The 12717-nt window shown below is 48.6% G+C and carries 7 protein-coding genes; all 7 read right to left on the minus strand.

The annotated features are described in order from the left end of the window. Nucleotides 1-2: 2 nt before the first annotated feature. On the minus strand, nucleotides 3-3677 hold the full coding sequence (locus BMW65_RS01990) for a SusC/RagA family TonB-linked outer membrane protein (RefSeq protein ID WP_090602350.1): 3675 nt from the start codon (nucleotides 3675-3677) through the stop codon (nucleotides 3-5). 166 nt (nucleotides 3678-3843) lie between these two features. Then, the gene (locus tag BMW65_RS01995) at nucleotides 3844-4806 is read right to left on the minus strand and encodes a FecR family protein (RefSeq protein WP_090602351.1); all 963 of its coding nucleotides are present in this window, start codon (nucleotides 4804-4806) and stop codon (nucleotides 3844-3846) included. Between the two features lie 71 nt (nucleotides 4807-4877). Continuing rightward, nucleotides 4878-5486, minus strand: coding sequence for an RNA polymerase sigma factor (locus BMW65_RS02000; protein WP_090602353.1), 609 nt, complete (start codon nucleotides 5484-5486; stop codon nucleotides 4878-4880). A gap of 127 nt (nucleotides 5487-5613) precedes the next feature. Beyond that, nucleotides 5614-6552 (minus strand): DUF6528 family protein, encoded by a 939-nt coding sequence (locus BMW65_RS02005; RefSeq protein WP_090602354.1) that lies wholly within the window; start codon nucleotides 6550-6552, stop codon nucleotides 5614-5616. Nucleotides 6553-6611: 59 nt separating this feature from the next. Continuing rightward, nucleotides 6612-8168 carry a RagB/SusD family nutrient uptake outer membrane protein gene (locus BMW65_RS02010; protein ID WP_090602356.1) on the minus strand — a complete coding sequence of 519 codons (1557 nt, stop codon included), beginning with the start codon at nucleotides 8166-8168 and terminating at the stop codon, nucleotides 6612-6614. A gap of 13 nt (nucleotides 8169-8181) precedes the next feature. Then, a complete protein-coding gene (locus BMW65_RS02015) occupies nucleotides 8182-11529 on the minus strand; it encodes a SusC/RagA family TonB-linked outer membrane protein (protein ID WP_090602357.1) in 3348 nt (1115 codons plus the stop codon). Nucleotides 11530-11706: 177 nt separating this feature from the next. Further along, entirely contained in the window at nucleotides 11707-12690 is a 984-nt protein-coding gene (locus BMW65_RS02020; protein ID WP_090602359.1) for a FecR family protein, read from the minus strand. Between the last annotated feature and the right edge of the window lie 27 nt (nucleotides 12691-12717).

The raw sequence follows: 12717 nt of genomic DNA on the forward strand, positions 1-12717 counted from the left end.
TGTTAAAAGGTTACGTTTAATTTTACGCCCATCGGCATTACCCAGGGTTCGATGTTGAACTCCTCCGTTCCCTGTCTCATCTGGATACCTCTCCTGCCTTCGCCCTCGGTAGTGGGCACGAACGCCCTTTCGGGGTCTATGTTTACCTTGGCCTTTGTCCAAAGCATAATGTTTCGGCTGAAAACGGAGACAGCCAACCCCTTGATCTTTAATTTTTCCAACGCGCTCGGCGGGATATTATACGTCAGGGACACTTCTCGGAGCTTGATAAAATCGGCAGGAAGTATGCTTGCCTGAGGGAAATTCCAGGAGGTATCGTATTGTCTGAAAACACCCCATATGGTTTCACTTCCCTCGCCCAGGTGTTCGATATACCCGATAAGATTACCATCTGCATCTCTTTGTTCCAATACACCCGGAGCGAACGTTCCATCCCAAGCAATACCGTCGACAGCATGGTATCCGCCCATCTCGCGAGTGGGTCCTCCCACATACCTGATCAGACCGTCATCCGTAAATAAGTGGTCATTGGCTTTCAACCAGTCGCTGAGCGCTTTGCCCGTGCGGCCTCCGGCATCTATGGTTTCTCTTTCGTAAGCGCGGGGAGATGCACCGTTATTCCGTATACGACGTTCGGTATCCGAAAAGAATTCGCCGCCGTATCTCCAGTCGAGCGTAAAGTTCAACGCAAAGTTTTTGTACGATACGACAGAATTGGCACCAAGTATGAAATCGGGGTTGAAATTCCCCGATCGATAATTGGCCACTTCTCTCGACACACTCGTCCAACGGCCCTGGGAGTTCAGGATCGGATATCCATAATATTCGGAGGTCGGGTCGGTTACTCTCACCTCCTTGGGGGAGTAAATGTTTCCAATCTGCTCGCCGACGTTAACCCACGATGCAGAGCCTGCCGAAGCTTCGTTCCAAATCGGTAATCTGGTGATTCCGGGGGCAAGTTCTTTAAGCACCGTACGGGTTCTTGTCATATTAACGTTGACATCCCACCTCCAACCAGCTGTTTGGATGGGCGTACCTCCGAGGGTAAACTCCCATCCTTTGCTCTGCACCAGACCCATATTGAGATTGGTGGTACTGAAACCGCTCGAACTGGGAATAGGCTGATTTTGTACGATCTGGTTTTCATTATCCACCACGAAATAGGTGCCTTCAAACCGCAGGCGGTTCTGGAAAAACGCTAAATCCGTTCCGAATTCGATTGATGTCGCCAATTCCGGTTTCAGGTTGGGCACCAGCATCGTGCCTGATTTGGCATAGCGCGTTGTGGTACCCCAGGGTTCCAGTGCGTTGTACGTCGCAAGCAACTGATAAGGTGACGTATCATTACCCACTTGCGCCCAGCCGCCTCTCAACTTAATCAAGGATACCCGGGGGCCCAAATCGATCAGCTGATCGACCAATAAACTCAACGACGCCGAAGGATAAAAATAGGATCGGTTGTTCTTGGGAAGCGTACTGCTCCAGTCGTTACGCGCTGTCAAATCCAGGTACACCCTATCTTTCCATCCCAGGTTGGCGAACGCATACAGGCTCTGGATAGCTTTTTGCGACCAGGCACTGCTATACAGGAGGTTTTCAGGCGCGATATTTTTGATGGTAAACACATTCGGAGATATCAATCCTCTGCCGGGTGTCGACGAATTGGATATGTCGGTACCCTTGGTATACATCTCGTTACCCCCCGCTGAAAGCGTATAAGCGAAATCGCCCACGCGATCGTCCCATTTGATCAAAAAATCGAAGTTGCGCTCATAGTTTGTAATATTGCCCAGACCATAAGCACCGTTATTAGGCTCACCGGAGTAACCTACCGGGATTTTGGTTTCGCGTCGTTCAAAAAAACTATCCATCGTCATACGCGCCATGGCACTCAATTTCGGCAGAATTTGATACTCCGCTATCAAATTTCCATAAACTCGGTCGCGGCGGAAAGCGTTTTTGACCTCATAGGCCAGAAAATAGGGATTATCCCATCCGTCATAAAGACGAACAAGCTCTTGACCTTCTTTACCCGTAACCCAGTAGTTTTCGAACTCCCTTATGTCGAGATTATTAGGCATTTGCATCGCATATTGCAGCACATTGGTGCCCCGATTCCCTGCCGGTCTGTTGTCTGCCCAGGATTGCGTGTAGTTGATATTCGTCGAGAATGTGAAATTCCTCCCTCCTTTGAATTGTCCGGCTGCGGAGAAGTTATTTCTGTTCAAGTCGGTACCGGGAATAATGCCTTGGTTGGTCATATTGGTAACCCCCACGCGGTAGTTCATCCTTTCGTTGCCATTGCTGAGGGATAAGGAGTTGGTCGTGGTTAAACCGGTATTCACAAAATTCCTGAAGTTATCCGGATGGCCGACCACCTCGGTCGGGAGAAGGGGTTCATCGGTGTATTCCGGCCTGCGCCACTGGGTGGCAAAAATGCCTTTATCCAAAGGTATTCCCATTCCGGTAGTGACACTCGCCGGTAGATCCAGGATCGTACCCTCGGGGACATCGTCCTGCGTGATCGGTCGGGTTCCAGGGGCAAATAAATTTTGCTTCCTGTAAAATTTGTATGGAATGTCGAATACGGTATTGGTGCTGACATCCACCCGAAGTCCTTTTGCGTTCTTCCCGGATTTAGTGGTAACCACCACAACGCCACTGGCGGCTCGCGAACCGTACAGGGCGGCTGCACTCGGCCCCTTCAGTATCGTCATACTTTCAATATCTTCCGGGTTCAGGTCGGAAATGGCATTACCGTAGTCAACCGGGTTTCCCGACCCGAATTGACCGACATTATTCAATGTACTTGACACGGGAATACCGTCGATCACAAACAATGGCTGATTATCTCCGGCGAGGGAAGTTCCGCCCCGGATAACCATACTTACGGAAGAACCTGTGGGACCGGTCTGGTTGATCGTTACGCCCGATACTTTTCCGGAAAGTGCGTTCAGTACATTCTCCTGAGGCACTCTTACCAATTGATCGCCGGCTACTTTGCCGACGGAATAGCCGAGCGATTTTTCCTGCCGTGAGATGCCCAGGGCGGTTACCACCACTTCGTCCAGCGCGTCCAAAGACTCCTGCAAGACGAAATCCGCAGTCACGGTACTACTTTCCTCCACCTTGACGCCCTGTTTAGTTTGCCGTTGGTAGGAGATATAGTTTACCTCCACGGAATAGATGCCAGGTTGCAAACTAATGGTGAAATTCCCTTCTCCATCCGTGCTGAAACTGCGGTTGAGTTCCACAATCCGGATACTGGCTCCGGCGAGCGGTTCGCCCCGCTCATCGGTGATTCGGCCGACAAGACGGCCGGGTTGCTGCTTGTGCGACAACACGATAGCTCCAGCTACCTCATTGAATACCAAGTCATTCGGTTCAAGCAACGACGCCAATACCTCGCGCAATGATTTGTCATCAAAACGGACATTTTTCACGGTAACTTCATCCAGTTTCAGATCTTTAGTGAAACCAAAATCCACATTCGCTTGCCGTTGTAAATCTTTGATGACATCGTGAAGGGTGGTGCCTTGATAGCTTACCGTAACCCGCTTTTTTAATACCTGCCCGTGACTTGGAGAAGCCTGTAAGAGCGAGGTGGTGGTAGCCAAAACGAAATAGAGTATCGCTGTAATTTTCATATACCACTGCCATTGCAGTAAAAAGTTCATATTCAAATGGATATTAATTCCCCATACTCAAGGATATTCCTTATTTTTGGGGGTTGGTGAATGTTAATTGTTTACTAACACGGGAGAGCAGTATAAGGGTTCCAAGCTAATTACTGCTCACCTTTTATCAAGCAGGTGCCGCACTTTGCGGCCCTGGTTTTTTATATCAGTAGATGATGATCCGATTGCCCTCCTTTCTGTATTTTTTGGTTAACATTTCGCACAATTGCACCATGGTCTGCTCCAGTGTCCGGGTGGATCGCACCGTGAAATTGTAGGCTGTTGAACGCACCTTGTTATCGGTACTTAGTAGTTCTATTCCATAATAGTTGTGCAGCACCTGCGCTAGCATAGCGAAGCTGGCTTCTGCCAGTACACTAACGCCCTCCCTCCAAGAAGACGCTTTCGTTGATGAAAGCTGCGATCGTTGAAAGCTGGCTGTTTGCCGGTTGTAGGTCAACCCTTCCTCCGCATGTAGCAACGCAAGCACCTGGTTTTGGTCGGACACCTGCACCTTGCCGGCATTCACTGCCACCTGGATGTCATCGAGCGTTTGATAAGCATTCACATTAAATAGGGTACCCAATACTTTCACCTCCAGACCATCTGTCTGTACTTTAAACGGTTTCAGTGTGTCTCGTTGCACTTCAAAATAAGCCTCGCCCACCAATTTCACCACCCGTTCATGCGTTCCAAAGTCAGCGGCCACTTCCAAGGAGGTATTGGCATTGAGGAATACAATGGTGCTGTCTGGCAGCATTAAACGTTTCACCTGCCTGATGCCCGTAGACACTGTTTGTGTTATCCCCTCCGGCACCTGAGCGCCCCCCGCTCCAGACTGCTGCGTATAAAACCATAGCGACATGGACACCACACTTAACAACAGTGCCGCTGCTGCCCATCTCGCCCAATGAGGACGATGTTTTACCGAAGGCTTTCCAGTAGCAAAGGCACGGTCGAGCACCGTTTGCTGAAACGACGTCAGGTATCCGGTTTCTTCAACGCCAGCGCCGTTTCCATCGTCCTGTTGGAATGATTCAAGCCAACGGTCTACGATATACCGTTCGGCAGGTGAGGCCTTGCCGCTCTGGTAGCGTCTGATTAATTCTTTGAGTCTGGAGGATTTCACTATACTGTCGCTTTACACAGGAAAGAGACATGGGAGCCCAAAAAGTATATTGAATATTTGCGATTAAATCGTTAATTTTCCATTAACTTGGCAATGATAAGTACCAAAAGGGAATGGCTGATATCGGGATGCTTGGCCAGTATCGCTTCCTTGATCCGGCGATTTAATTCGGAATGGTAACTTTTTACCGTTTGTTCGGCAAGTCCAAGCGCCTGCGCAATTTCCCGCAAGGTGTAGTCTTCATTACGGAGAACGAATATCTTGCGCATGTTTTCCGGCAACCGATCAACGACCGCTGACAATGTCTGTTGGAGATCCGAAGCGGCCATCACATCCAAGATGGAGCTTTGCAATTGATCCATCCGTTGCAACAAATGGCTCATTGCTTGCTCATGTAAGTTACTGCGGGACACCAGCCGGAGAAACCGGTGTTTCAGCATGCTGTAGAGGTAACCTTGTAGCGAGGCAGTCACCTGCAAGTTGCTATGACGTTCCCACAGGTCAAGCAATACATCCTGTACCAAATCTGCTGCCTGATGCTGATCCTTTGTCCATTGGAAAGCCCGTTGCAGCAAATCACCGGAATACTGACGTACAACAAATTCAAAAGCAAGCTGATCGCCTTCCACTAAATGTTCAACCAGTTGTTTGTTATCCCAGTTTTTAGCAACGACTTCCATGACGATGGGCAAAACTAATCCAAAGACAGGATATCGATAGCAGATGATGTGTTATGAATTGGTTAAGTTTTATTAGTAAAACTAAGGGTATGGGGCAGGCGCCCCATACCCTTAATCCAAGATTCAATCAAGGTGCCACCCTCACCTTATATAACTTAACAGATGGAATATGAAGCGTGAACATTGGGTTTTCACCATAAATGTTAAATGTCCACCAGCTTTGTTCTGCAATGGTAAACACCAGTTTGCCGGTATCCGATTGGTAATACGCCGATTTCACGTTTACACGGTCTGCCAGGGGAGCGAAAGGCTCAAATAAGCCCTCGCCGGTGTTGTTGAAGAGCCACACGCCATGGTGGGTGGTCACCAGAAAACGGGACTCATCCACCTTACTCAAATCGTGCCCTCCTTCGTTTGGCAATTTATGCGATTTCACCAGCCTCAAGGTTGGCTTTTCAGATGACCAATCCACCAACTCATACACCCGTAGGTCATTAAAGCCAAGGGCCAGCAATTGTTTACTGGACGCATCCCAAACCACTCCATGTCCCGAATACAGGCTGTCTTTATAGATGACCTGTTCGTTCTTTCCTACCTCATAAATTTCCAAGCTGTTGCCAAGTGCATGCGTTGAATTGGCTACTGCAATGCGATTATTGGGCAGCAGATCTGCCGAATGCGCCATGGGTGTTTTGGCATAAAAAAGCACCTTCTTGGATGCGATGTCCAGTAGCACCGTTGCACCGCTTGAGGAAGTAATGAGCAACTTGGTGTTATTGTCAACCGGTTTGCAATCATCCAATGTAGCCAACAAGGGTTGATAGGCTGCAGGCAGCTGATCCTTCGACTCGCTTGCCCGCCAACTCCATCGATATTCCACGGCATTTTTACCAGCCGCATCGCCGCTAAGGATGATGACCTGATCGTCTCCGCAGGCAACGATGTCGCCCGCATGCAATACAAAATCGTCACCCCGGTAACTTCCCATGTTGAGGAAGTTACCGGCTGTAAGGGAGGAATGGCTAAGCAAACCGACGAAAAAGATTATGAAACGTATTTTTTCCATTAGAATAAATTGTTTTTTAACGGCAATAAAGCTTGCATGAACTTTCATCGTTGTAAAACTTACCAATTCGGATTGTTGGGTGCCAGGGCAGGATTTTCCTGCATTTCGTACGCAGGCACCGGCCAAAGGTAATCCCGCTCTTTATCAAACGTTCTTACCAGTTTTTGCGTATAATCATGTTTATAGATCGGAGCATTCATCACTACTTCTGCGGTTCGCCATCTGATGATATCCATGTAATAGTAGCCTTCCCCAGCAAATTCAATCCGTCTCTCCAACCGGATGATTTCCCGCATCTTGGCCTGGTCTGTCATGCCCACATAGTTGGCAGCGTCTGAGGGATCAGTGTGTTGTATTGCCGGCATATGGACATTGTCCCTGCCCCGTACGGCGTTAATAGCCTCATATACACTTTCGTCAAGCTGTCCCAGTTCGGTTTTCGCTTCGGCATACATTAGCAATACATCGGCATAACGTAATACGATGTAATTGATATCCGATTGGCTGCCATTTTTGATGACATTATTATACGCGTTGTCTTCGTCATAGATACTGTACTTCTTGTAGGTATAGCCGGTCTGCGCAAATGTTGTATTAGTCACCGTCGTTCCCCGATACTGGGAGCCCGGCCATACCAGTGTCATCCGAAAACGCGGATCCCGGTTTTCCCAATATTGATCCGCATCGTATCTTGCAGAGGTCGTGATAGCAGTACCGTCATCCATCAGGTAAGCATCTATGAGATCCCGCAAAGGTGCGCTGGTATCGTATTGGCGACGAATCAAGTCGAACGAATGGCAGTAATTCGGAAAGAGGTACTGCACATCAAAGATAACCTCGCTATTGTTCTCGTTTTCGGGCATGAATAGTCCGCGATAATCAGGAAATATACTGTACTTTTTCAGATCCATCACCTGTTGGGCAGCGGCAGCAGCCTCTGCATAGTAGCCATGGTAGAGGTATTGCCTGGCTTTAAGCGCATAGCATGCGCCCTTGGTAGCTCTTCCCGTTTCCGTTGCATCTACGCCCAGTACCTCGGCAGCTTCGTCCAGATCGTTGATGATCTGCGCAAAGATCTGATCCTTGGGGGTGCGGGGCAATGTATTATGTTCCTTAACAGGTGGATCCAAAATAAGTGGGGCGTCGCCATAATAATTGATCAGCAGGCTGTAAAAAAGGGCCCGGAGGAATTTTGCTTCCGCGATTCCCTGGTTTTTCTTGGTCTCATCCATCGGAATATTCCCGACCCTTGCCAAGTACGTATTGCATCGGCCTATGCCTTCATAGGCGTGTGCCCACCGGTTATTAATAATGCCGCTGTTTGACGCATCATGTATACCTTCAGCTATGCGAAAAAAACCGGATGCACTGTTGTAGTCCGTGGCATTGGGCGTAGCCGTATCCTCCCAAAGTGGGGTAGCCCAGCTCCCACCACCGTAGATGCCTTCCTTGCGCAACGTCTGATAACAGGCCGTCAGCCCTGCATCCGCGTGCGTTTCCGTTTGCCAAAACGTCTCTTCTGTATACCTGTTTTCGGGATTCGTATCCAGTAAGTCCTCACAACCTGTTAAAAAAACAGTATATATGGTGATCAACAACAAACTATATTTCTTCATCTTATCGGTCTATTTAAAAAGTAACATTGATTCCCGCGGAATACGTTTTCACCTGCGGATAAGCAAATATGTTATCCTGGGTCAGGTTTTTTTCCGGATCGGTGATTTTCATATCTGTAAACGTGAGCAGGTTCTGCCCATTGGCAAAAACTCTTATCGCTTTCATGGACATCTTCTGAGCCAAGCGTGCAGGAATGGTGTAACTCACTTGCAGGTTCTTTAGTCGCAGGTAAGCCGCATTTTGCAACCAAAATGTCGAGTTCTCAAAATTCAACGTATTTCCGGTGCTTGTGGTCAGAATGGGCAAGCCGGCATTCGGGTTTTCAGGTGTCCACGAATCCGTCAACCATTCTTTCGTCACGCCCGCACCGTTGTAATACGGATAGGCCAGGTTGGATTGTGGATAGGTAAATACCTTACCGACACCCTGGAAAAAGGCCAGCAGTTGGAAACCTTTATATCCCGCGCCCAGATTAAATGAATACGTGTATTCCGGCACGACACCATGGACAACTGTCCTGTCGTCTGCGTTAATTACATTATCCCCGTTCTGGTCTTTGTATTTCAGGAATCCCACCCGGGTTGCCGCGTTTTGAAAAGCGTGGTTGGCAATCTCTTCCTCGGATTGGAAAATTCCTTCGGCTTCATAAATGTAATAAGATTGTATGGGAGATCCTTCCTCTGTAATGTAACGCCCAGCGATCAGTTGCTGCCCATCCAGGTTGGTTACCCGGTTTTTGTTGTAGGCAAAGCTGCCCCCGATTTCGTAAGACACGGTGCCTTTTGTATCTCGGTAATTTAAGATCACTTCGATACCCTTATTGTTCACGGATCCCACGTTGGTCGTAGGGCCTGCCATATTTCCGACCTGCGAAGCATAGTTAACGGGGCGCAGAACGCCATCTGCGTCTTTGTTGTACCATTCTAAAGTAGCACTTACTCGTCCCTTGAACAACGAGATATCAACCCCAATATTGGACATGGTCGTGGTTTCCCAGCTTAGATCCGGATCGGCCATGGCGGTAGCTGCGGCCCCAATGGACTCGGTATTTCCAAAGGAATAGTTTTGACTCAAACCGACTGAATTGACATAGCTCCAAAGCGCGATTTCCTGATTGCCGATTTTACCCCAGGAGAAGCGGGGTTTCAAGCCATCTATCCATGCTACATCCTGCATGAAGGATTCTTTGTCTATCCGCCATCCCACGGAAAAAGAGGGAAACAGCCCCCAGCGGTGCTCCTTGGCAAAACGGGAAGAACCGTCATAGCGGAAGTTGGCCTCCAGCAGGTACTTCTCATCGAAATTATAGTTTATCCGTCCGAAATACGACAACAGTGCGGATCGGGTACTATTGCCTGCGACGGTTGGATTGGTCAGAAAAACATCGATATCCGTCAGTTGATTATCCATTGAGCCGTCTTTTTGGGCATTGAAATATTCCCACGAAAAGGTTTCGACACTGTTTCCCAGCAATGCCGCAATGTTGTGCTTCCCGACAATGCTGGCATGCCAGTCCAAGGTATGATAGCCCGTCAGGTTGATTTCCTTTTCATACCGGCGATAACCCCTTGTTGTGTTCGAAGCGATGAATGGGGAGCCTGTTTTAGGGTTGACATTCTCCAGGTAAGGCTGAAACACGTGTTGGATATAGTCGTATGTATTCGCCGCAAGGTTGACACGATAGGTGATGTTAAGGGGCAGCTTTAAATCAGCGAAAACATTCCCCAAGACCCGTGTCCGTACATAATCACGGCTTCCCTCCTTCAGTCGCGCTAACGGATTTGCCCAGCTATTCAAACCCGTAGAACGCAACCACGTGTTGCCATATCGTCCGTCTTCGATCAAAATGGGATAAATGGGAACCGTACGGAACATCGCTTGATCCCAGTAACTGGTCATGGTGATTTGCGGTTCGTCATACTTGCGATAAATCCCCGACAGTTTACCACCGATGGAAAGAAAATCCGTCACATCGACCTTGCCGTTCAGGCTTATCGAATATTTGCTGGCTTTTGATTTGTCGTATCTCAAAATCCCATCCTGGTTGAGTGCGCCAAGCGTCAATGCCAGGTTATGTTTATCCCCACCTCCTGATACGGTAACGTTATGCTCATGCATAAATCCATTTTTCAGGGCAATATCGTACGGATTGGTACGCGGATACATATAGCCATTGGGATCGTTGGGTATCCCCGCTTCGTATTCCGCAATCTCCGCATCCGTATATTCGGGAGCCTTGCCTTCATTGGCAAGCGCGATGTTCTTGTAGCGCATGAATTTAATGGGGTCGAATTCCACATCCGGCAATTGGATGGCCTCTTCTACCCCGAAATAGTTGTTGTAATCCACCTTATAACCTCCGCTTCTTTTGCCCGATTTAGTGGTGATGAGGATAACGCCGTTGGCAGCACATGAGCCATACACAGCTGTTGAAGCAGCATCTTTCAAGACGGATATACTTTCTATTTCATTCGGGTTGACGTCTATCAGTGGATAGGAAATACCATCTACCAATACCAATGGATCATTATTGTTGAGCGTTCCCACCCCACGGATGCGTATCGTGGCTTGGTCATTCCCGGGCTGGCCCGTGTTTTGATTCACGTATAGCCCATTTAAACCCTGTAGCGCCTGCGATGTGGTGGTAATCGGGCGGTTGGCTAATTTATCCATATCGGCAACGGTGATGGCTCCAGTCAACGTGGCCTTCTTCTGCGTACCGTAGCCCACCACGACCACTTCACTCAACGCACCTTCCGCCTCCCGCATGACAAACGCGACATCCACCTGCTGCCCGGCTTGGAGCGTCACTTCCCTGCGTTGTGTACCGTAAGCAATATAGGTCACCTCCACCGTGTATACGCCGGCCTGTGCAGGAATCGAAAAAGTCCCTTCGCTGTCTGTTGAATACGTACGGTTCAGCTGGGTGACCCTCACCGATGCTCCAGCCAATGGCTCGCCCCGGACATCAGTGACCCGGCCTGCTATCCTGCCCGGTTGTTGTAATTTATAAAGGGTGACCGTACCAGAAACCTCCTCTTTATAGTGGATCGCTGTGCCGGCCAATAGTTCTGCCAAAATCGTTTCCAACGCTTCGTCTTGGTATGTCCTGGCGCGCACCCGTATTGCATCCATACCCAGGCTCTGTGCGTCATACGCAAAGTCAATCTTCGCGGTCATCGCTAATTGCTGTATCGCGTTCTCCAGTGTCTGTTCGCCGACCGATACATTTAGCTGCCTGCGGAGCACCTGCCCGCTGCTGTTTCCCGCCAGCAACAATTGTGAAAACGATAAAAAGATGCTGTAAATTAAAATAGATATACGCATGATTCGTTGCCAATGCAGTATATGATGGTTCATACTAAATAGTTTGCTGGATAAAATTGGGATTATCCTCTCCCAAATTTATACCTTTGAAAAAAAGTTACTTGATTAACTCCTGTTGATGAAGTAGCTGTACGATAATGGATGAGGGTCCAAGCTAATCACATTATTGTACGCCTTCCCGGATTTGTCCTTGGGCAAATCCGCTTTTTTTTAATAGATGATTACTTCATTATTTTCCCTCCTGTATTGATTTTGGTGAATAGAACAGATTATCCGCAGGGCTTCATCCAACCGGTGTGTCGTGCGGATGACCAGGTTATATTGATGGTTTCGAATTTGGTTATTGGCCGGTTTCAATTCAATGCCATAGACATTGTACATGGCCAGGGCAACTTCTTCAAAGGAAGCGTTCTTCAATGCGATCTTGCCTTCCCGCCAAGTAGCGGCCTCCCCAGTTGCAGATGTCTTCATCGTGTGTTCACCGGTAAGCGTATTGTACGCCAGCTGTTGGTCAGCCGTCAGCTCATGAACAAGCCCGTATTTGCCGGTGTCAGTCACTTGCACTTTACCATGCGCTACATTCACCAAAATCCGGTTTAGCCGCTCGTAGTTGCTGATATCAAAGGCTGTACCCACCACCTTGATGGCAATATCACGGCTATGCACCACGAAGGGTTTATCTGGATTGGGAGCTACCTCGAAAAAGGCCTCCCCCTCATCGAGATACAGTTCCCGACGCTGGTTTCCAAACGATTCGGGAATGCGCAACCGACTCAACGCATTTACCCATACGGTGGAACTATCGGGCAACTCAATCTTCTTCACCTGCCTGACAGCAGTGGATATCTCGCGATATGCTGTGCTTGGCGCAACTGACTCCTGACGGACGCCACCTGTGCCGTCATTGCTTTGCCAACGGTACACGAGCCACGCTATGCTGACCAACATGAGTACCGCCGCAGCATAGGCCAAATACTTGCTAAAAACAATCTTCCGTGTAGTTCCCCAGTATCCAGCGAGTTGTTTCCGCATCTGCGAAGCTATCCGGGATTCGCTCGCATTGCTACCAAACACTTCGGAATCGTCCAATTCACGGTAGGATTCATACCAAGCATCAATGACTTCTTTCTCGGCATCACTTGCCGTACCGTTCAAGTAACGGTGCAGTAATTGTTTGAATTTTTCGCTGTCCAAGATTACATGTCCTTTAATAGGGAGTAA

The organism is Parapedobacter koreensis, from assembly GCF_900109365.1.
Lineage (GTDB): Bacteria > Bacteroidota > Bacteroidia > Sphingobacteriales > Sphingobacteriaceae > Parapedobacter > Parapedobacter koreensis.

Coding starts and splice junctions, on each gene's coding strand:
- BMW65_RS01990 (WP_090602350.1), bottom strand. CDS start 3,677: ATGAACTTTTTACTGCAATGGCAGTGGTATATGAAAATTACAGCGATA.
- BMW65_RS02000 (WP_090602353.1), bottom strand. CDS start 5,486: ATGGAAGTCGTTGCTAAAAACTGGGATAACAAACAACTGGTTGAACAT.
- BMW65_RS02005 (WP_090602354.1), bottom strand. CDS start 6,552: ATGGAAAAAATACGTTTCATAATCTTTTTCGTCGGTTTGCTTAGCCAT.
- BMW65_RS02010 (WP_090602356.1), bottom strand. CDS start 8,168: ATGAAGAAATATAGTTTGTTGTTGATCACCATATATACTGTTTTTTTA.
- BMW65_RS02015 (WP_090602357.1), bottom strand. CDS start 11,529: ATGAACCATCATATACTGCATTGGCAACGAATCATGCGTATATCTATT.